Annotated in this window: 21 protein-coding genes and 1 tRNA gene; 11 read left to right on the top strand and 11 right to left on the bottom strand. The window is 61.2% G+C overall.

Going from position 1 to position 20,176, the window contains the following annotated elements:
* Window positions 1-360: 360 nt before the first annotated feature.
* The 6 genes from grxD to RHIBR816_RS0127810 all read right to left on the bottom strand — a co-directional run bounded on the left by grxD (window position 361) and on the right by RHIBR816_RS0127810 (window position 6,009).
* On the bottom strand, window positions 361-696 hold the full coding sequence (grxD, locus tag RHIBR816_RS0127835; RefSeq protein ID WP_018239860.1) for a Grx4 family monothiol glutaredoxin: 336 nt from the start codon (window positions 694-696) through the stop codon (window positions 361-363).
* Between the two features lie 133 nt (window positions 697-829).
* A complete protein-coding gene (locus RHIBR816_RS0127830) occupies window positions 830-1,072 on the bottom strand; it encodes a hypothetical protein (RefSeq protein WP_018239859.1) in 243 nt (80 codons plus the stop codon).
* A gap of 6 nt (window positions 1,073-1,078) precedes the next feature.
* Window positions 1,079-1,312, bottom strand: coding sequence for a BolA/IbaG family iron-sulfur metabolism protein (locus tag RHIBR816_RS0127825; protein WP_014328481.1), 234 nt, complete (start codon window positions 1,310-1,312; stop codon window positions 1,079-1,081).
* A gap of 127 nt (window positions 1,313-1,439) precedes the next feature.
* Window positions 1,440-3,671, bottom strand: a complete 2,232-nt coding sequence (gene purL / locus RHIBR816_RS0127820) for a phosphoribosylformylglycinamidine synthase subunit PurL (RefSeq protein WP_018239857.1) — start codon at window positions 3,669-3,671, stop codon at window positions 1,440-1,442.
* Window positions 3,672-3,914: 243 nt separating this feature from the next.
* Entirely contained in the window at window positions 3,915-4,502 is a 588-nt protein-coding gene (locus RHIBR816_RS0127815; protein ID WP_018239856.1) for an acyloxyacyl hydrolase, read from the bottom strand.
* 88 nt (window positions 4,503-4,590) lie between these two features.
* Window positions 4,591-6,009, bottom strand: coding sequence for a PLP-dependent aminotransferase family protein (locus RHIBR816_RS0127810; protein WP_018239855.1), 1,419 nt, complete (start codon window positions 6,007-6,009; stop codon window positions 4,591-4,593).
* 81 nt (window positions 6,010-6,090) lie between these two features.
* Here RHIBR816_RS0127810 and RHIBR816_RS38545 point away from each other — a divergent pair, with 81 nt between their 5' ends.
* Window positions 6,091-6,324 (top strand): DUF1127 domain-containing protein, encoded by a 234-nt coding sequence (locus tag RHIBR816_RS38545; RefSeq protein WP_084811192.1) that lies wholly within the window; start codon window positions 6,091-6,093, stop codon window positions 6,322-6,324.
* Between the two features lie 24 nt (window positions 6,325-6,348).
* Here RHIBR816_RS38545 and RHIBR816_RS0127805 read toward each other — a convergent pair whose 3' ends face one another.
* The 4 genes from RHIBR816_RS0127805 to purC all read right to left on the bottom strand — a co-directional run bounded on the left by RHIBR816_RS0127805 (window position 6,349) and on the right by purC (window position 8,629).
* On the bottom strand, window positions 6,349-6,750 hold the full coding sequence (locus tag RHIBR816_RS0127805) for a hypothetical protein (RefSeq protein ID WP_018239853.1): 402 nt from the start codon (window positions 6,748-6,750) through the stop codon (window positions 6,349-6,351).
* A 51-nt stretch (window positions 6,751-6,801) separates the two neighbouring features.
* Window positions 6,802-7,473 carry a phosphoribosylformylglycinamidine synthase subunit PurQ gene (gene purQ, locus RHIBR816_RS0127800; RefSeq protein ID WP_018239852.1) on the bottom strand — a complete coding sequence of 224 codons (672 nt, stop codon included), beginning with the start codon at window positions 7,471-7,473 and terminating at the stop codon, window positions 6,802-6,804.
* Window positions 7,474-7,602: 129 nt separating this feature from the next.
* Complete coding sequence (gene purS / locus RHIBR816_RS0127795; protein WP_018239851.1) at window positions 7,603-7,845, bottom strand: phosphoribosylformylglycinamidine synthase subunit PurS; 243 nt, start codon at window positions 7,843-7,845, stop codon at window positions 7,603-7,605.
* A gap of 19 nt (window positions 7,846-7,864) precedes the next feature.
* Window positions 7,865-8,629 (bottom strand): phosphoribosylaminoimidazolesuccinocarboxamide synthase, encoded by a 765-nt coding sequence (purC, locus tag RHIBR816_RS0127790; protein WP_018239850.1) that lies wholly within the window; start codon window positions 8,627-8,629, stop codon window positions 7,865-7,867.
* 223 nt (window positions 8,630-8,852) lie between these two features.
* Between purC and RHIBR816_RS0127785 the strand changes: the two genes are divergently transcribed.
* Window positions 8,853-9,167 (top strand): DUF1476 domain-containing protein, encoded by a 315-nt coding sequence (locus RHIBR816_RS0127785; protein ID WP_018239849.1) that lies wholly within the window; start codon window positions 8,853-8,855, stop codon window positions 9,165-9,167.
* 156 nt (window positions 9,168-9,323) lie between these two features.
* Here RHIBR816_RS0127785 and RHIBR816_RS0127780 read toward each other — a convergent pair.
* Window positions 9,324-9,413 (bottom strand) — tRNA-Ser (locus tag RHIBR816_RS0127780).
* A gap of 293 nt (window positions 9,414-9,706) precedes the next feature.
* On the opposite strand from RHIBR816_RS0127780, the gene RHIBR816_RS0127775 reads away from it, so the two are divergent.
* From RHIBR816_RS0127775 to RHIBR816_RS0127735, 9 genes are all read left to right on the top strand, one after another.
* Complete coding sequence (locus RHIBR816_RS0127775; RefSeq protein WP_026187502.1) at window positions 9,707-10,714, top strand: septal ring lytic transglycosylase RlpA family protein; 1,008 nt, start codon at window positions 9,707-9,709, stop codon at window positions 10,712-10,714.
* Between the two features lie 57 nt (window positions 10,715-10,771).
* Complete coding sequence (locus RHIBR816_RS0127770) at window positions 10,772-11,926, top strand: D-alanyl-D-alanine carboxypeptidase family protein (protein WP_018239847.1); 1,155 nt, start codon at window positions 10,772-10,774, stop codon at window positions 11,924-11,926.
* 56 nt (window positions 11,927-11,982) lie between these two features.
* The gene (tmk, locus tag RHIBR816_RS0127765) at window positions 11,983-12,687 is read left to right on the top strand and encodes a dTMP kinase (RefSeq protein ID WP_026187501.1); all 705 of its coding nucleotides are present in this window, start codon (window positions 11,983-11,985) and stop codon (window positions 12,685-12,687) included.
* Window positions 12,684-13,715 (top strand): DNA polymerase III subunit delta', encoded by a 1,032-nt coding sequence (locus RHIBR816_RS0127760; RefSeq protein ID WP_018239845.1) that lies wholly within the window; start codon window positions 12,684-12,686, stop codon window positions 13,713-13,715. Before tmk ends, RHIBR816_RS0127760 begins: the two co-directional genes overlap by 4 nt.
* A 132-nt stretch (window positions 13,716-13,847) precedes the next feature.
* A complete protein-coding gene (gene metG, locus RHIBR816_RS0127755; RefSeq protein ID WP_018239844.1) occupies window positions 13,848-15,398 on the top strand; it encodes a methionine--tRNA ligase in 1,551 nt (516 codons plus the stop codon).
* Window positions 15,399-15,412: 14 nt separating this feature from the next.
* Complete coding sequence (locus RHIBR816_RS0127750; RefSeq protein ID WP_018239843.1) at window positions 15,413-16,192, top strand: TatD family hydrolase; 780 nt, start codon at window positions 15,413-15,415, stop codon at window positions 16,190-16,192.
* 1 nt (window position 16,193) lies between these two features.
* Window positions 16,194-17,030: an MBL fold metallo-hydrolase gene (locus tag RHIBR816_RS0127745; RefSeq protein ID WP_026187500.1), complete on the top strand. Its 837-nt coding sequence runs from the start codon at window positions 16,194-16,196 to the stop codon at window positions 17,028-17,030.
* A gap of 250 nt (window positions 17,031-17,280) precedes the next feature.
* A complete protein-coding gene (locus RHIBR816_RS0127740; RefSeq protein WP_026187499.1) occupies window positions 17,281-18,708 on the top strand; it encodes an ISNCY family transposase in 1,428 nt (475 codons plus the stop codon).
* A 282-nt stretch (window positions 18,709-18,990) separates the two neighbouring features.
* Complete coding sequence (locus RHIBR816_RS0127735; protein ID WP_018239840.1) at window positions 18,991-19,992, top strand: IS30 family transposase; 1,002 nt, start codon at window positions 18,991-18,993, stop codon at window positions 19,990-19,992.
* The last annotated feature ends 184 nt before the right edge of the window (window positions 19,993-20,176 follow it).

Here is a 20,176-nt window from a genome sequence, read left to right as displayed (position 1 = left end):
TTGATGGCGAACACGCAAAAATCTCTGCAATGTCTTGATCTGACTGAATAAATTCAGACTTCAACTAAGTCGGTCCGAACATTCTCTCGATGCACTATGCTCTGGACCGATAGGCAACAAAACGGCCGGCGCGCGCCGGTCGGCTTGTCTATGGGGGCGGCAACGGAACGCAGTCGCCGAAAAACGCAAGGCTGGCGCAGGTCAAACAATACGCTCCAGCGATCGCCCTCGGGAAAGAAGAACTTCGGGCTACGTGAGTGCTCATAGAGCACATCGAAAATTAGGCAACCGGCATGGAGTCCATGAATCAAAAAAGGCGGTCACCCGCCTTTTCGCTCTTTGCGAGGTGCTGCCGGGGTGTCAGGCAGCGCCCTTTACTGAAATGCCCTGTCCCTGAAGGTGCTCCTGCAACTCGCCTGCCTGGAACATCTCGCGTACGATGTCGCAACCGCCGACGAACTCGCCCTTAACGTAGAGCTGCGGAATGGTCGGCCAGTTGGAGTAATCCTTGATGCCCTGGCGCAGGTCCGCATCGGCGAGCACATTGATGCCCTTGTAGTCGACGCCGATGTAGTCGAGGATTTGCACCACCTGTCCGGAGAAGCCACACTGCGGAAACTGCGGCGTGCCCTTCATGAAGAGAACGACGTCGTTCGTCTTGACTTCGTTGTCGATGAAATCTTGAATTCCGCTCATGCTGTCTTCCTTACCTGGCCGGCTTCAAGGACCGGATGTCGATTGACAGCTTAAATAGCATGCATGGGCGAAGTTTTCACCCACCCAATCGCAAAAATGTTGATGGTCCTCAAAATTTGGCTTTCGAACCACCTCAGGCGAGGCGGCGTCGAACTTTGCTCCGGGATGCGGCGGTGCGGCGACGGCTCACCTGTTTCTTCGCCGGCTTGCGGATCGCGGCTTCGATGATGTCCGCGAGAATGCCGCCGGTCGTGGCCTTCCGCGTGCGGCGCTTCGTCCGTCGCGTCGCGGCTTTCCTGCCGCCGGTCTTTTTCAGAATCTCCTTCAGTGCACTCTCAACAACGCCGCTGACGAGTTCCTTGACCAGATCCGCCATGCACGCTTACTCCGGCGCGCTGGTCTGCAGGGCGAGCGCATGAAGTATGCCGCCCATATTTCCTTTGAGAGCGTTATAGACCATCTGGTGCTGCTGCACGCGGGTCTTGCCACGAAACGCTTCGGCCACGACTTCGGCGGCATAGTGGTCGCCGTCACCGGCCAAATCGCGGATCGTGACCTTCGCGCCGGGGATTCCGGCCTTGATCATGTCTTCGATATCGCCTGGTGTCATGGGCATGATATGCCAACTCCCTTGTTATTTTTCTGCGGGGGCAGGGGCCCACCCCCGCTCGTAGCCTCAAGGGAACCACGATTCAGGGGAGGAAAGCAAATGATGATTTGACGGTTTTCCGCCCCGTCTCCCGTCAATTGTCAGGAGCCAGATCGCTGGCCATGTAGGTCGGGAACCAGGCTTCGTGGGCCGATCGCAGGTCCTCGATGGAGACTGCCTTTGCATCGCCGAGCTTTACTGTGTCGCCGCCGGTCGTGCCGATCACCCGCAGGGAGACGCCGGCGTCTCTTGCCAGGGAAATAACGCTTTCCAGCTTTCCGGCCGAAACCGTCACGACATAGCGGCCCTGGTCTTCCCCGTAGAAGGCGGCAATCGGATCGTGCCCGGAGGGCGCTTCGATCGTCGCGCCGATCCCCGAGGCCATCGCCATTTCCGTGACGGCAAGGGCCAGGCCACCGGAAGAGCAATCATGCACGGCCGTCACCAGGCCGTCCTCGATCAGGCCGCGAACGAAATCGCCGACTTGGCGCTCATGCGCCAGGTCCACATGCGGCGCCGGGCCGTCGGTGCGGCCGTGAATGTCGCGCATATAGACAGACTGGGCGATATGGCTGCCCAAGCCTTCCGGAGCGCCCGCGAGCAGGATGGTCTCTTCCGCCGCGGCAAAGCGGATGCGCGCCATCCTTGCCCAATCCTTGACAAGGCCGACACCGCCAATGGTCGGGGTCGGCAGGATCGCCTGCCCATTCGTCTCGTTGTAGAGCGAGACGTTGCCGGAGACGATCGGGAAATCGAGCGCGCGGCAGGCTTCGCCGATGCCTTTGATCGCGTGCACGAACTGGCTCATGATCTCCGGCCGCTCGGGGTTGCCGAAGTTCAGATTGTCGGTCGCGGCGAGCGGCAAGGCGCCGGTTGCCGTGAGGTTGCGCCAGCACTCGGCCACTGCCTGCTTGCCGCCTTCGAACGGATCGGCCTCGACATAACGCGGCGTGACGTCCGAGGAGAAGGCGAGCGCCTTCGTCACATGACCTTCGATGCGCACCACGCCGGCGTCGCCGCCCGGCAGTTGCAGCGAATTACCCTGAATCAGCGTATCGTATTGCTCGTAAACCCAGCGGCGCGAGGAATTGTTGGCAGAGCCGACCAGTTTCAGAAGCGCTTCGGCGACATCGGCCTGGGGAATGTCGTTGGTGGCGAGCGGCGAGGGGGTCTTGGCCGGCGTCCAGGGGCGGTCATATTCCGGTGCCTCGTCGCCGAGTTCCTTGATCGGCAGGTTCGCCACTTCCTCGCCCTGGTGCAGGATGCGGAAGCGCAGGTCGTCGGTCGTCTTGCCGACGATCGCGAAATCAAGGCCCCATTTGACGAAGATCGCCTTGGCTTCCTCTTCCTTTTCCGGGCGCAGCACCATCAGCATGCGCTCCTGGCTCTCGGAAAGCATCATCTCGTAGGCAGTCATACGCTCTTCACGCACCGGCACCTTATCGAGGTCGAGCTCGATGCCGAGATCGCCCTTGGCGCCCATCTCGACGGCGGAGCAAGTGAGGCCAGCTGCGCCCATGTCCTGGATGGCGATGACGGCGCCGGTCTGCATCAGTTCGAGGCAGGCTTCGAGCAGGCACTTTTCGGTGAAGGGGTCGCCGACCTGCACGGTCGGGCGCTTCTCCTCGATCGACTCGTCGAATTCGGCCGAGGCCATGGTCGCGCCGCCGACGCCATCGCGGCCGGTCTTGGCACCGAGATAGACGACCGGCAGGCCGACACCTTCCGCCTTCGAATAAAAGATCGCGTCGGTCTTCGCGAGGCCGGCCGCAAAGGCATTGACGAGAATGTTGCCATTGTAGCGCGCGTCGAATTCGACCTCGCCGCCGACGGTCGGTACGCCGAAGGAGTTGCCATAGCCGCCGACGCCGGCAACGACGCCGGAAACGAGATGGCGGGTCTTCGGATGATCGGGCGAGCCGAAGCGTAGCGCGTTCATCGCGGCGACTGGACGCGCACCCATGGTGAAGACGTCACGCAGGATGCCGCCGACGCCGGTCGCCGCGCCCTGATACGGCTCGATGTAAGACGGATGGTTGTGGCTCTCCATCTTGAAGACGACGCAGTCGCCGTCGTCGATATCGACAACACCGGCATTCTCGCCCGGCCCCTGGATGACGCGCGGTCCCTTGGTCGGAAGGGTCCGGAGCCATTTCTTCGAGGACTTGTACGAGCAATGCTCATTCCACATGGCCGAAAAGATGCCGAGCTCGGTGAAGGTCGGCTCACGCCCGATCAGGCTCAGGATGCGCTCGTACTCGTCGGGCTTCAGCCCATGCGAGGCGATGAGGTCCGGGGTGATGGGGCGGGTGTTGGAAATCGTCATCGTCGACCGTCAATCCTTCGGGCGGCGCGCACCCCTTCCGACAGGGACACGGCGCGTGCGAACCGCAACACAAACAACTCAAGTGCTACAGCGACCTTTGCGCGTCTGATAAGACGCGCGGCGCTGCAGGGGGCGCTTTGCGGCTTCTTTAGCCTATGCCGCGCCGCGGCGCGACAGAAAAATACCGCAGATCAACAGGAGCCGGTCGACGCGCTCCCGACCGGAAATTCCGTTTCTCAGCCGTTAGAATTTGTACCCGAGCATCAGCCCCGCACGCGTCAACCCGTCGTTGGGGCCGTTGCAGAGATTGGCATTGGAGGAGTGTTCCACGGTTGCCGAAAGATTCCAGTGATCGTCGAAGCGAAACCCGGCGGCGGCATATTCGCGAAACATCAGGCGACAACCAAGCTTCGGCCCGCTCGTTCCGTCATCGTTCAGATCGCCGTCGTGGACTGTACCGCCGGCACCGAGCTCGACAAAGAAACGCTCGGTGATGTCGATGTCCCAACTGAACCCGCCATATACCTGGTTGACGCCACTCGACGCGGTTGCGATCGAGGCTCCCGCATGCACCCGTGGCCGCAGGACTTTTTCGACGAAGCCGGTGGCACTATCGGCACCAAACGGGTCGAAAAAAACGGTGAAGGACGGGAAGAGGCCGTCTTCCTGATTGTCGCCGTCGCCGATGGAGGTCGTCGCACCGAACCGCATTTCGTCGAAGATCGACTGGTCTGCCCGGGCGGGGACCGCTACAGCGCATGCGAACAGTGCCGAGACAGCGATAGCGCGCAGGAAAACGTCCCGCGCCGCAAGCCGGGTTGAACAGAGCATCTAGAATCCCTTGAAGACGAATCGACTCACATGGACTGCAAGCAACTATAAACCGTCGTCGCTTGCGCGAAAGTCGTCTGGCAGGGAATTAGTCGAAGCTGTCGTAGCCGGTGCGGCCGCTATCGAGCAGACGCCGCAGGATCTGGAATCCCGTTTCCACGTCCGTGCGCTTGGCAGGGGAGGAGAAACCGACGCGGATACGGTGGAAGACGCGGTCGGCGCGCCCCGCCTTGAACTCATCCTCGTCGTCGATCAGCACGCCTTCCTGCAGTGCTGCCTGCTTGAAGGTTCCCGACAGCCACGGCTCAGGGAGCTTGAGCCAGAAAAAGGGCACTTTGGGGTTGGAGTTGAACTCGAACCCGGAGAAGATTTCGCGCGCCATCGCCTCACGCTCGCCGATCTCCTCGACGCCGCGGCTGCGCAAGGTGGAGGCTGCCCCCGAAAGGACCAGGCGTGCGCAAAGTTCGGCAAGGAGGAAGGGGAGGCCGCCGCTGATCATCTTGTGGGCGATGCGGATGCGCTGGCTGAAATGCGGCGGGCAGGCGACCCAGCCGCCGCGCACGCCGGCGGCGACGGATTTCGAGAGGCCGCCGACGAGGAAGGTTCGCTCCGGGGCGAGTTCGGCAAGCAGCGGAATGGGATCACCGGTCATCGAACCGTAGAGATTGTCCTCGACCAACCACACGCCATGTTTGCGGGCGATCTCAGCGACCGCCCGGCGCCTGTCGAGCGGCATGATCGCCACTGTCGGGTTCTGGGCACTGGGCATCAGGAAGGCCAGCTTCGGATGCTGCTGGGCACAGACGCGCTCGAAATCTTCCGGGATCAAGCCGAACTCGTCGCTCGCCATCAGCGCAATCCGCCGTCCGATCAGCCCGGCACTGCGGCTCACCTGCGAATAGGTCAGCGTCTCGAACGCGATACGGTCGCCCGGCGAGGTGACGGCCGAAATCACCGCAATGACGGCGGCGTGCGCGCCGAGCGTCGGTACGATACTGTCCGGCGCCGGCCGGAAATTGCCGCTCGCCAGCCACTCCGCACCCGCCTCGAACCAATGATCCGGGAAATTGCGGGCATAGCTTGCGATGTCCGTGTGGTGCTCCCGACTAATGTCGCCGAGCAGTCTTGCCAGAATGTCGCCCTGGCCGATATCCGGTGCCGCCGTACTGTCAAAGCGCAGCTTTCCGGGCGGTGCGACGATCGGGCGGGTGCCGGCAAGCGATGTCGTGAGCGGATCGGCCTCTTCCGGCGGCCTGTTCTCCGGATGGTCGAGCACATAGGTGCCCCGGCCGACCTCGCCGCTGACAAGCCCGCGCTCCCGCACGATATTGTAGGCGCGGCCGATCGTGCCGATCGTCACCCCTATATCGAAAGCGAGATTGCGCTGCGGCGGCAGCTTGGCGCCGACGGGAAGGGCGCCGCTACCGATAGCCTGTTCGATCTGGTCGGCGATGCGCGCGTATAACGGACCGTGTCCCTGCTGTATGTCGGGAAGCCAAGTTGTCATAGTGACAATTATCTATATTGCATCAATTGCTCTGTCAACTATCACCATTGCAACAGATCCAACCCATTCAGGGCCAATGCAATGGATACAATTGATACAATCCGATTATCGGCACAGCCTGCCGGGAGTTCGGGCATTCGACGCCCATTCCGTGACGAAAATTTTCTGGCTCGGCTATTGCGCTTCTATCGAACATCGGTCGCCAGAAGGCGAAGCCGTCTGGCGCTCGGCAACTTGAACGCCGACGAACTTAGGGATATCGGCGTTACGGAAGCCGAGGCCCGGCGAGAAGCCGCCATGCCGTTCTGGCGTTAGCCATCGGGCGAGCGACCGATTGTATCAACTGCAGCCCTGGCCACCGGCGGCCCAGCGCCGCACGTCCGAGGTAATCCGTGTGCCGACCGGTTCACTCAGCAGCGGGCCGAAAGCCTGCAGCCGGGCAGGGTGCCCTTCGGCCTGGATGACGGCGAGGGGGCGCGATTCGGGCGACTTGCGTGGTACGAGAAGGATGCGCGGGCGCCCCGAGAAGGAATTGAGTTCCGGCGCGAGGCGATAGGCCTTGAAGGCCGGGTCACCCGATTTGAACCAGCAGCCATTGGCGCCAAGCGCAACGCGTTCCATCGTCGGCAAAGCGGCGGAACTCGCGGCCGGGGAGGCCGGTCGGTCGGATTGGCAGCCGGCGATGAAAAGGCCTGCGGCAGCGCAGCCAAGCGCGATGAAATGGCGGATCATGGATGACATAGGCGGCCTCGCACGGGTGACGATGGATGCCGCCTTCTAGCAGCGATAAGGTTAAGCAGCGATTACGTCGAGGGCCGATGCGAAGATGCCGCGACCATCCGAGCCGCCATGGGCCACTTCGATCAGGTTTTCCGGATGCGGCATCATGCCGAGCACATTGCCCTTATCATTGATAACGCCGGCAATGTCGTTGATCGAGCCGTTCGGGTTGGTGCTTTCCGCATAGCGGAAGACGACCTGGCCGTTGCCTTCGACCGCCCTCAGCGTTTCGGAGTCGGCGAAGTAGTTGCCGTCATGATGGGCGACGGGGCTGCGGATCACCTGGCCCTTGGCATAGGCACGTGTGAAGTCCGTGTCCGCGTTGACGACTTCGAGCTTCACCTCGCGGCAGACGAATTTCAGCGAGGCATTGCGCATCAGGGCGCCCGGCAGCAGACCCGCTTCGACGAGGATCTGGAAACCGTTGCAGACGCCAAGGACGCGCACGCCTTGCTCCGCCTTCGCCTTGATTGCCTGCATCACCGGCATGCGCGCCGCGATCGCCCCGCAGCGCAGGTAGTCGCCGTAGGAAAACCCGCCGGGAATGACGATCAGGTCGACATCCGGAATTTCCGTCTCGGTCTGCCATACGGTGACCGGCGCCTTGCCGGAGATCTTCGTGAGCGCGGCGATCATGTCGCGATCGCGGTTGAGGCCTGGAAGCTGAACGACGGCTGACTTCATGGCGTGAATACCTTGCCTTGACCCCACGGGCTTGAGCGGCGCGGGCGATTTTTCAATGCTTGGAAACGCCGGTGAACCGATCTGCGGTTGTGTCCGATCGAGGCTGCCGGCGGATGGCTTCCCCCGCCGTCAGGCGAGGGAAATGCTGTAGTTTTCGATCACGGTGTTGGCGAGCAGCTTCTCGCACATGGCCTTGAGCTCCGCTTCGGCCTTCACCTTGTCCGCGGTCTCGAGCTGCAGGTCGAACACCTTACCCTGACGAACCTGGCCGATACCGTCGAAGCCGAGCGCGCCCAGTGCGCCTTCGATTGCCTTGCCCTGCGGGTCCAGAACACCGTTCTTCAGCGTCACGGTTACGCGTGCCTTGATCACTTGAATTATCCTCGAAAAATTACTTGACCAGCACGGGACCGGAACCGCGCGGCGGCTCGTTCTCGTTGATGATGCCGAGACGGCGGGCCACTTCCTGATAGGCTTCGACCAGACCGCCCATGTCGCGGCGGAACCGATCCTTGTCCATCTTTTCCTTGGTCTCGACGTCCCACAGGCGGCAGCTGTCGGGCGAGATCTCGTCGGCCAGGACGATGCGCATCATGTCGCCTTCGTAGAGGCGGCCGCACTCGATCTTGAAGTCGACGAGCTGGATGCCGACGCCGAGGAAGAGGCCGGACAGGAAGTCGTTGATGCGGATGGCGAGCGCCATGATGTCGTCGAGTTCCTGGGGGCTTGCCCAGCCAAAGGCGGTGATGTGCTCTTCCGAGACCATCGGGTCGTCGAGCGCATCGGCCTTGTAGTAGAACTCGATGATCGAGCGCGGCAGAACAGTGCCTTCCTCGATGCCGAGACGCTTTGCCAGCGAACCGGCAGCAACGTTGCGCACGACGATCTCGAGCGGAATGATCTCCACTTCCTTGATCAACTGCTCGCGCATGTTGAGGCGGCGGATGAAGTGCGTCGGAATGCCGATCTTGTTCAGATGCGTGAAAATGTACTCGGAAATGCGGTTGTTGAGCACGCCCTTGCCGTCGATGACGTCATGTTTCTTCTTGTTGAAGGCGGTCGCGTCATCCTTGAAGAACTGGATCAGCGTGCCCGGTTCCGGACCCTCATAAAGGATCTTGGCCTTGCCCTCGTAGATACGGCGGCGACGATTCATAGACTTGTCTCTGTGGTTGTTGGCGCTCTTGGGTCGCGCATTTGGAATTTTCTCAGCGGGTCCATATCTGAAAAGAACGCATTTCACAATCGGCGTATCTTTTCGTCCCCGAATTTAGATTAGGGTATCATGAAAGTCGCCAAAGACGAAAAGGCACGTTGCGCATTCACCGGCGTGCTGGATTATGTGAGAATGCTTCCGCAGGAACTTGAGGGAGAGATTGATGACGACGATGCAGGATCGCGAGAAGGCCTTCGAGGCGAAGTTTGCCTTGGACGAAGAGTTGAGGTTCAAGGCCTTGGCGCGCCGCAACAGGATGCTCGGCCTCTGGGCCGCCGGTCTCCTGAACAAATCGGATCCGGAAGCCTACGCCCGGGAACTGATAGCGGCCGATATCGACGATGCCAGCCACGCCGGCGTCGTGGGTAAGATCAAAGCTGATTTCGACGCGGCAGGCGTGGCCCAGTCGGAGAGCGAAATCCGCGTCCGCATGCTGGAATTCCTGGCACAAGCGGTCGAGCAGGTGCAGAACAGCTAGCCTGCCGCTTTTGACGTGCCGCCACCTGGGCGAATCCTAGCTAGAGGCGATGTTTCTGCTCGGAAGCCGCTTAGGGTGGCGGAGGTCGAAGGTGCAGGAAATCGGCTCGGAAAGTCTTTCCTGCGCGCAAAAAGACACATCCAGAATCAATGTTTTTGGCGGAGGAGGTGGGATTCGAACCCACGGTACGCTTTCACGCACGCCGGTTTTCAAGACCGGTGCCTTAAACCGCTCGGCCACTCCTCCGGGCAGCGCGTTATTGCCCGAAGCAATAGGTGTTTGCAAGTTTTAGCATGAGCCGCCCGTGATTTTGTTGAAGTGGGAGGGCCGGGCATTCCGCATTGCCAGGCTCGGAGTCCGGAAATTTACCCTTCGTAAACCATAGCGCGAGATTTCCATCACGGCTTCGCCATCCGGTTCGCAATTTCGCCTTGTTGTTGTCATGATTACTCGATTGTTCCATTTCGGAACGTCGAAATATCCGCGGGGGCTAGAGCGGATTGTTTCGATACGGCTTCGCGAATGATCTTGTGGGACAGATGACATCCGATAGAAAAGCGGCATACCTTCTGAGGGGAATACGGCTTGCTGCCGTTCCGTTACTATGCGCGGGGCTTGCCGCCTGCGGATCGCCATCCAGCGTCAAGACAGCCAAGACGCGAAGCAAGGAATATTTCGCCGAATCCGTCTACGGAGTCAAAGCCAGCCCGCGGGTCGCCACCGGGCGCAATATTCCGAAGGGGGGCGGCCGCTATCAGGTCGGCAAGGCCTATCAGGTCAAGGGCAGGTGGTATCAACCGAAAGAGGATTTCGGCTACAACAAGACCGGTGTGGCGTCCTGGTACGGATCGGCCTTTCACGGTCGCATGACCGCAAACGGCGAAGTCTACGACAAGTATCACCTCTCTGCTGCGCACCCGACCTTCCCGCTCCCGAGCTATGCCCGCGTCACCAACATGGAGAACGGCACGTCGGTCATCGTGCGCGTCAATGATCGCGGTCCCTATGAATATGGCCGGATTATCGACGTCTCTTCGAAGACTGCGGACATGCTGGATATCAAGCGCAAGGGAAGCGCCAAGGTCCGCGTTCAATATGTCGGCCGGGCTCCGCTCGAAGGCAACGACATGCCCTATCTCATGGCGTCCTACGTCACCAAGGGCGATCGCAGCCCGGGCGTAAGGCCCGAGGGACAGATCGCGTCGGGGGTCATGGTCGCCTCGAACGAGCCAATGCGAAATCAGGTCCGGGACCTCGGCACAGGCGCCCCCGTGAATGCCCTGGCTGCGCCGGCGCAAGCCTTGCCGACGCCGCGCGCAATGTCCGAATTCGTGCTGCTGCCGGAGATCGGGCCGATTCCGACGGAAAGGCCCGAATTGATTCCGCTACCGGACGGCACCATGGCCTACGCCGCCGCCTATGTCGAAGTGCGGGTCAGCGATGAGCCCTCGCCCTTCGAGGCGATTATGGTCGATACCAATCCGCTGACGCCCGAATCGATCCTTGCCCATGCAAGGCGCCAGCAAGGGAACACCTCTTCCTATTGACGCCGATTGAATGGGGGTGTCTGCACTGCTATGCCCGTGTAGAAACCGGAGTTTCACATGCGCATGAAGTGGTTCGCGATCGTGGGCATCCTGGCGGCGATCGTCCAGGGGGAGGCAAGGGCGCAAACGCCGGCCTTCGATACCAAGGCGAAGCAGATCTATCTCATCGATGCGGAAACCGGGACCGCGCTGTTTGCACGCGGCGAAGATGACCCCATACCGCCCGCCTCGCTTGCCAAGCTGATGGCGATGGAGGTGGTCTTCGAGGCGCTCGACAAAGGCGAACTCACGCCGGAGACGATCTACACGGTTTCCGAGCATGCCTGGCGAACGGGCGGCGCCCCCTCCGGCACCGCCACGATGTTCGCGGCGATCAAATCGCAAATTCGCGTTGGGGACCTCATACAGGGCGCAACCGTCCACTTGGCGAACGATGCCTGCATCGTCCTCGCCGAAGGCATGGCCGGCAACGAGGCAGCTTTCGCTGAACGCATGACGGAACGCGCGCGCGAACTGGGCATGCCGGTTGCGACCTTCAAGAATGCGACGGGGCTCCCGGATCCGGGGAACAGGATCACGATGCGGGAGCTCGTCACCCTGTCGCGGCATCTGCGCGAGGCCCACCCGAACTTCTATCGCCTCTACGCGCAGCCGGAATTTGAGTGGAACAAGATCCTGCAGCGCAACAAGAACCCGCTGATTGCCGCCAATGTCGGCGTCGACGGCTTGGCGACCGGATTTGCGGAGGGCTTCGGCTTTTCGCTTGCCGCCTCCATGCAGCGCGGCGACCGCCGGGTCTATCTGGCGATGGGCGGCCTCGAAAGCGACAAGGAGAGGACAGAGGAAAGTCGTCGGGTGCTCGATTGGGCGATGACGAACTTCGAGAAGAGACGGATATTCGCCGACGGCGAGACAATCGGCGAAGCGAGCATCTATGGCGGCGCGGCCTCGCATGTCGGGCTCGTCGCGGGCGGCCCGGTCGAGGTGCTGTTGCCGGTCAACAATCCGGAACGGCTGACGGCCAGGATCGTCTATAAATGGCCGCTGACGGCACCGGTGGCGGCCGGTCAGCAAGTGGGCGTCGTCAAGCTCTGGAACGGCGACAAGCTCATCAGGGAAGTGCCGGTCAGGACGGCCGAGTCGGTCGGGTCCGGCACGCTCGCCAGCCGGGCGCTTGATGCGCTGCAGGAGCTTCTGTTCTTCTGGCTGTGACAAATGCGGTGCTTGGCGGTTCCTTCCGCCAGATCAATCGGCTAAACAGAAGCAATATGCACGCCGATCTGGAAGAACTTGTGTCGCTGGCAAAGGGTTTGTTCGTAACATTCGAGGGTGGAGAAGGGGCGGGAAAGTCGACCCAGATGCGCCTCCTCGCCGATTCGCTCAGCGCCCGGGGCTACGACGTGCTGACCACCCGCGAGCCCGGCGGCTCTTTGGGCGCGGAAGCAGTCCGCCACGTGCTGCTGTCCGGCGCGGCGGAAGCGTTCGGCATTCGCATGGAGGCGATTCTCTTCGCGGCAGCGCGCAGCGACCATGTCGAGGAAGTCATCCGCCCCGCCTTGCAGCAGGGGAGGATCGTTCTTTGCGACCGCTTTATGGATTCCTCCCGCGTTTACCAAGGTGTCACCGGCAACCTTGAGCCCGGTTTCGTCGAGACCCTGGAGCGCGTCGCCGTCAACGGCGTCATTCCCGATCGGACGATTATCTTCGACCTGCCGGCAGAGGTTGGGCTCGAGCGGGCCCGGCGGCGCTCCGCCAACGAGAACCCCGACCGTTTCGAGAAAGAGCAACTGGAGACACACGAGAAACGCCGTGAAGCCTTCCTAGACATCGCCGAGGCCGATCCCGAACGGTGCCGCGTCGTCGACGCCACGCGTGCGCCGGAGGCGATCGCCACGGAAGTGCTGAAGCTGGTGGAGGCGCTGCTGCCGGGCAATGGCGAACCGCAAGCGTCCGCGGTCGAAGCGGCATCATGACCATGGAACGTCCCGGTGTGCTGGAGGGAGCAGTCGCTCCTGTCGAAAACAACAAGCTCTTCGGCCATCGTGAAGCCGAAGCCTTTCTTGCCCAGAGCTACAGGTCCGGCAAGGGCCACCACGCAATCCTCATCGAGGGCCCCGAAGGGATCGGCAAGGCGACGCTCGCGTTCCGATTCGCCAATCATGTGCTCAGCCATCCCGAGCCCGCGGAGGCGCCCGAACTCCTCGGCGACCCCGACCCGGCGTCGCTCGTCACGCGGCAGCTTGCCTCCGGCGCGTCGCACAATCTGTTGCATCTCACGCGCCCCGTCGACGAGAAGACGGGCAGGGCGAAGGGTGCAATCACGGTAGACGAGGCCCGCCGCGCCGGGAAGTTTTTCGGTCAGACGTCCGGGACGGGGAACTGGCGCATCGTCATCATCGATCCCGCCGACGACCTCAACCGCAATGCGGCCAACGCGATTCTGAAGATTCTCGAGGAACCGCCACGCCGCTCGCTGTTTCTCGTGCTGACGCATGCGCCGGGAAAGCTGTTGCCGACGATCCGTTCGCGCTGCCTGCCGCTGCGGCTGAAGCCGCTGGAGCCGGAAGCCATGCGGCTGGCGCTCGCCCATCTGGGATTTGACCTGAGCGGACCAAACGCCGAGGGGATCATTGCCGCGGCGAGCGGCAGCGTTTCGGAAGCGTTGAAGCTGATCAACTATGGCGGGCTCGACATCGCGGCCGCCTTCGAGGACGTTCTCGCAGGGCAGGGACCGGCTGTCCGCAAGCAGATGCACAAGCTCGCCGACATCCTTTCAGCGAAGGATAGCGAAACGATCTACGACTTCTTCTCGTCGCTCGTCACAGGGCGGGTGATGCGGCTGGCGCGCGAGTCGGCCAGTGCCGGCGACATTCAGCGCGCCGAACGCTTCGCAAGGCTCTCGAGCAGCTTTGCCGAGCGTATAGCCTTGGGCGATGCATACAATCTCGATCGCAAGCAGACGATCCTGTCGCTGCTTGATGATCTGAAAGACGCCTTATAGGTCGGGCCGGAATTTCCACTTCCGCTCGATCGTCCCTATGGGGCGGCGTTTTTCTGGGTGTGGCGGTTCCCTACCTACAGGCGATGCGCTAATAGCACCCTAGTTTCTGATCCGAGAAAAGTCGAAGCCCCCATGAGAGATACGTCCCCGTTCTACATCACCACTGCGATCTCCTATCCGAACGGCAAGCCGCACATCGGCCATGCCTATGAGTTGATCGCGACGGACGCCATGGCGCGCTATCAGCGGCTGGACGGGCGGGAAGTGTTCTTCCTGACCGGAACGGACGAACACGGGCAGAAGATGCAGCAGACCGCGAAGAAGGAAGGCATTTCGCCGCAGGAGCTTGCCGACCGCAACTCGGCCGAGTTCGAAAAGATGGCTCAGGTACTGAATGCATCGAACGACGACTTCATCCGCACGACGGAAAAGCGTCACCACGAGGCATCGCAGGCGATCTGGACCCGCATGGGCGAGGCGGGTGATCTCTACAAGGACTCCTATACCGGCTGGTACTCCGTTCGCGACGAGGCCTACTACCAGGAAAACGAGACGGAACTGCGCGACGACGGCGTGCGCTACGGGCCGCAGGGAACGCCGGTCGAGTGGGTGGAGGAGGAGAGCTACTTCTTCCGCCTGTCGGCCTATCAGCAAAAGCTCCTGAAGCTTTATGAGGACAATCCGGATTTCATCGGTCCGGCCGAGCGGCGAAACGAGGTCATTTCCTTCGTCAAGTCGGGCCTGAAGGATCTCTCGGTCTCGCGCACGACCTTCGACTGGGGCATCAAGGTTCCGAACGATCCGGCCCATGTCATGTATGTCTGGGTGGATGCGCTGACGAACTACGTCACCGCGACGGGCCTCTTGACCGATCCTTCAGGGCCGCGGGCAAAGTTCTGGCCGGCGAATATCCACGTTATCGGCAAGGACATTATCCGCTTCCACGCCGTCTATTGGCCTGCCTTCCTGATGTCGGCCGGCCTGCCGCTGCCGAAGCGCGTCTTCGCGCACGGCTTCCTGCTCAACAAGGGCGAGAAGATGTCGAAGTCGCTCGGCAACGTGGTCGACCCGTTCAACCTCGTCGAACATTTCGGCCTCGACCAGATTCGCTATTTCTTCCTGCGGGAAGTGTCCTTCGGACAGGACGGCAGCTACAGCGAGGAGGGGATTGCGACCAGAATCAACTCCGACCTCGCCAACGGCATCGGCAATCTCGCCAGCCGCTCTCTGTCGATGATCGTCAAGAATTGCGAGGGTCAGATTCCCGTATGCGGACCGCTGACGGACGAGGACAGGGCGATGCTCGCGGCCGCCGATGCGCTTATCGAGACGACGCGTGAGGAAATGGGCAGACAGCTCATCCACCGGGCACTCGCCGCCATCATCGCCGTGGTTTCCGAGACGGATCGCTATTTCGCCGGGCAGGAGCCCTGGGCGCTGAAGAAGACCGATCCGGAGCGCATGGCGACCGTGCTCTACGTGACCGCGGAGGTGGTGCGCCAGATCGCGATCCTTCTGCAACCCTTCATGCCGGAATCGGCGGGCAAGCTTCTCGATCTGGTGGCGGTCCCCGAAGAAAGACGCAGTTTCGCCGATCTCGGCGAGGCGGGCCGCCTAGTCACCGGCACGCCGCTCGAGGCGCCGAAGCCGGTCTTCCCGCGCTACGTGGCGCCGGAAGCGTAAGCGAGAACGAACTGATGCTGATCGACACGCACTGCCACCTGGATTTCCCGGACTTCGAGGCCGAGCGCGACGAGATCGTCGAACGAGCCCGGCAGGCAGGCGTAACCCAGATGGTGACAATCTCGACCCGCGTGAAACGGTTCGAGACGATTTTGGCGATCGCCGAGAAATACGAGAACGTGTTCTGCTCGGTCGGTACCCATCCGCACAATGCCGACGAAGAACTGGACATCACGACGGAAGATCTCGTCGGCCTGTCGGCACATCCCAAGGTGGTGGCGATCGGTGAGGCGGGGCTCGACTATTTCTATGACAACGCGCCGCGCGAGGCGCAGGCGGAAGGATTGCATCGCCACATCGCGGCGGCGCGCGAGACCGGCTTGCCGCTCGTCATTCACAGCCGGTCGGCCGATGACGACATGGCGGCGATCCTGACCGAGGAAGCGGGGAAGGGCGCCTTCCCTTTCCTTCTCCATTGCTTTTCGTCCGGAGCGGAGTTGGCTCGTGTCGGCGTCGAGCTCGGCGGCTACGTCTCCTTTTCCGGCATACTGACCTTTCCGAAGTCGCAGGAACTCAGAGATATCGCCAAGACAATTCCCCACGATCGGCTGATTGTGGAAACGGATGCACCCTATCTGGCGCCGAAGCCTTTCCGCGGCAAGCGCAACGAGCCGGCCTATGTTGCGCACACAGCCGACGTGCTCGCCGAAACGATTGGTGTCTCAAAGGACGAGATCGCTGAGATCACCACGGAAAATGCCTTGCGGATCTTCTCGAAGATGCCGAGGCTTTGATATGGCGTTCCGGCGCGTGTTTACTATCCTTGGTTGCGGTTCGTCGCCGGGGGTGCCGCGCATCACCGGTGATTGGGGCGCCTGCGATCCGTCAAATCCTCGCAATCGGCGCTTGCGGGCGGCTCTGCTCGTGGAGCAGATTGCGCCGGATGGCGGTAGGACCACGGTGGTCATCGATACCGGACCGGATTTCCGCACCCAAATGGTGGCGGCCGATGTTCGCCATATCGACGCCGTGCTTTACACCCACGCCCATGCGGACCATCTGCACGGCATCGACGATCTGCGCGGCTTCGTCATCGAGAACCGCAGGCGTGTGCCGATCTGGGCGGACGCCTATACGATGGGGCGGATTCGCGAAGGATTTCGGTACTGTCTGGAATCGCCGCCTGGAAGCGGATACCCGCCGATCGTCGAACCCCATGTCATTCCAGAGGATCTTCCGCCGGTTATTATTCACGGCGCCGGCGGGCCGGTTGAATTCCAACCGTTGATGCAGTTTCACGGCAACATTCATTCGCTCGGTTTCCGGATCGGCAATTTTGCCTATTGCAGCGATGTCAGCGACTTTCCAGTCGAAACCATCGACAGGCTCAAGGGACTCGATCTGCTGGTCCTCGACACATTGCAATACAGGTTTCATCCGAGTCATCTGTCCTTGGTGCAGTCGCTCGGCTGGATCGCGCGACTGGAGCCGAGGCGCGCCGTGCTGACCCACATGCACGTGCCACTGGACTACGACGTCGTGCGCGGCGAGACTCCGGATCACGTCGAACCGGCCTATGACATGATGCGGCTGGAGTTCGAGATCGATATGCCGGCGGCCGAAGAGGCGTAAAGTACGCTCTTAGAATTTTTTCACACGGCATTGATTTAAATAATGATCCTGCGGTTTGAACCCATCGACATATGTTCCATAATCTATGTTATGCGATAATTATATGTAGCGGCAGTTTAGAGATGCGACACATGAGCCAGTTAGAGATGCGACAGCCGTCGCCTCTCGGGATGCTGGTCAAACGTCAACGTTTGGAAGGAAGACTGGCGACGTGAAGCGTGGCTGAGACCACGAGTTATTCGGAGTCGTCATGTCTTGTTTGATCGTCATGTCGCAGAAGGAATTGCATCGTCTTGAACTGATTCAGCGAATTCGTGGGCGTGGTCTGAGCGTCGTCCAGGCGGCCGAGTTGCTCGGTCTCAGTCGCAGTCAGGTGCACCGGCTGTTGCAGGCCTATGACCGGGCCGGCGCCGACGGTCTCGTGTCGAAGAAGCGCGGCCGGCCGAGCAACCGGCGCCACAGCGAGGACTTCCGCAACCTGGTGCTCGACCTGGTGCGCGAGCATTACGTGGATTTCGGACCAACGCTGGCGCGTGAGAAGCTGATCGAACTGCATCGGATTGCCGTCAGCAAGGAAACGCTGCGCCAGTGGATGATCGAAGCCGGCATCTGGGTGTCGCGACGCGAACGCAAGAAGCGGGTTTTCCAGCCGCGCGGCCGGCGCGATTGTTTCGGCGAACTCGTTCAGATCGACGGCTCGCTTCATTGGTGGTTCGAAGGCCGCGGACCCAAATGCGCCCTGCTCGTCTATATCGACGATGCCACCGGCAAGCTGTTGCACTTACGCTTCGCCGGATCGGAGAACACCTTCGACTATCTGCACGCGACGAAGGCCTATCTGCAGCAATGGGGCAAGCCGATCGCCTTTTACAGCGACAAGCATGGCATCTTCCGCACCACCCATGCTTCCAAGAAGGACAGAACCAGTGGCCTGACGCAGTTCGGGCGGGCCCTTTATGAGCTCAATATCGACATCATCTGCGCCAACACCCCGCAGGCCAAGGGGCGCGTCGAGCGCGCCAACCAGACGCTGCAGGATCGCCTCGTCAAGGAACTGCGGCTGCGCGGCATCGACACGATCGCGGCGGCCAATGCCTATGCGCCGGAGTTCATGGCCGACTTCAATCGNCGCTTNGGCAAGGCGCCGCGCAATCCGAAGGACATGCATCGGCCGTTTGCCGCGCATGAGAGCCTCGATGGCGCCATGTGCCGCAAGGAGATCCGCAAGCTGTCGCAGTCGCTGACGCTGCGCTACGACAAGGTGATGTTCATCCTCGATCCGACCGACCTCGCGACGGCGCTCGCCGGCAAGAAGCTCATTGTCTGCGACTATCCCGATGGTCGCCTCGAGGTCACCCATGAGGGGACGTCCCTGCCCTACAGGACCTTCGACACGCTGCGCTCGGTGCACCGCTGCGAAGTGGTTGAGAACAAGCGCCTTGACGACATGCTTTCGATTGTGGCCGAGATGCAGGCCGGACGAGAGCAACAGCGCAGCAAGGGCGGACCGCGCCGCACCGGCCAGACGGACCATATGTTCGGCATTCGCGACGGCAGCCAGAGCAATGGCTATCAGAAGCGTGGCACCAAGCCTGGCCGGAAGACGGATTTCACCAAGGATCCGGTCGTCATCGCCAAGCGCCAGCAGGCCCTTGCGCAGCTGAAGGCGGCGGAGTGATCGGGGTGTCAAAGCTAAAGTTTATTCTGCAGCTGGAGCCATCCGCCGCCGACCGGCCTGCGCAACCCTGGCCAGCTCCACCCGGCCGGCGGCTTGCGTCTACGTACTTTGTAAATATAGCAACTTGCAAACGCAGTACTAAGGAATAGGATGATGTCGCATTTCTAAATTGATTACTTTGTCTCATCTTTAAATAGCTGTGACATTATATGTAGGGGGGTACATTCTATTTCCAAGTGCGACATGCCAATAAAAACAAAGGCTTCGCTTGGAGATTTTTGGATGTCGCAGTGCTATTTGCAGCTCACTCTTCCCGATCGCCGCCGTTTGCATCAGCTCATCGAACGCAAGGTTCCTGTCGGTGAGATTGCCCGCCAACTCGGTCGGCATCGATCGACGATCTACCGCGAGCTGAAGCGCAATACCTTTCATGATGCCGACTTTCCGGAATACAGCGGCTATTACAGCGGCATTGCCAACGACATCAGCAAGGAGCGTCGGCGACGGCTTCGCAAGCTCAGGCGCCACCCGCAATTACGCGAACTGGTCATCGAGCAGCTGAAGGCACTTTGGTCGCCGGAGCAGATCGCCGGTCGCCTGCTTGCCGATGGCGTGAGCGCCGTCCGCGTCTGCACCGAGACGATCTATCGCTTTATTTATGGCAAGGAAGATTATCCGCTGGAGCTCTATCGGCATCTGCCGGAAGGCCGCCGCAAGCGCCGTCGCCGCGGCTCCCGCAAGCCCCGCGACGGCTTGATCCCATTTGACTGCAGGATTGCCCAACGGCCTGATTTTATTGCCGATCGCTCGCAATTTGGCCATTGGGAAGGCGATCTGCTGATCTTCGAGCGCGCGCTCGGGAACGCCAATGTCACCTCGCTGGTCGAGCGCAAGAGCCGCTACACGGTGATGATCAAGAATGGCAGCCGCCACTCGCGGCCGCTCATCGACAAGATCGTCGATGCCTTCGCACCGCTGCCGGCCTTTGCCCGGCAGAGCTTCACCTTCGACCGCGGTACCGAGTTTCGCGGTTTCAGGGCTTTGGAAGATGGACTCGGCGCTAGGAGCTGGTTTTGCGATCCGAATTCACCGTGGCAGAAAGGCGCGGTCGAGAACACCAACAAGCGCATCCGCCGCTTTGTGCCGAGCGATACGGACCTATCCGCCGTCAGCCAGCAGCAGCTGGTCGCCCTCGCCCACCATCTCAATTCACTGCCCAGGAAGTGCCTGGGCTACCGCACGCCCGCCGAGGTGTTCATGGCGCATTTGCGCGATTGCGGGTAATCCCCTACCCTCCACTCGTCATTGTTGCACTTGGTTTAGATTCTCCAGGGCTATTTAGTAATGCGACAGTTGGGCCAGTTAGAGATGCGACAGTCTCGCCTCTCGATGCGCTGGTCAACGTCAACGTTGGGAGCAAGGATGACGACTTTCAGCCTGGTGAAGACCATGAGCGTTCGGAGTCGTG

The organism is Ensifer sp. BR816 (assembly GCF_000378985.1).
GTDB lineage: Bacteria > Pseudomonadota > Alphaproteobacteria > Rhizobiales > Rhizobiaceae > Sinorhizobium.
This window is presented reverse-complemented; position numbering and strand designations above follow the sequence as displayed.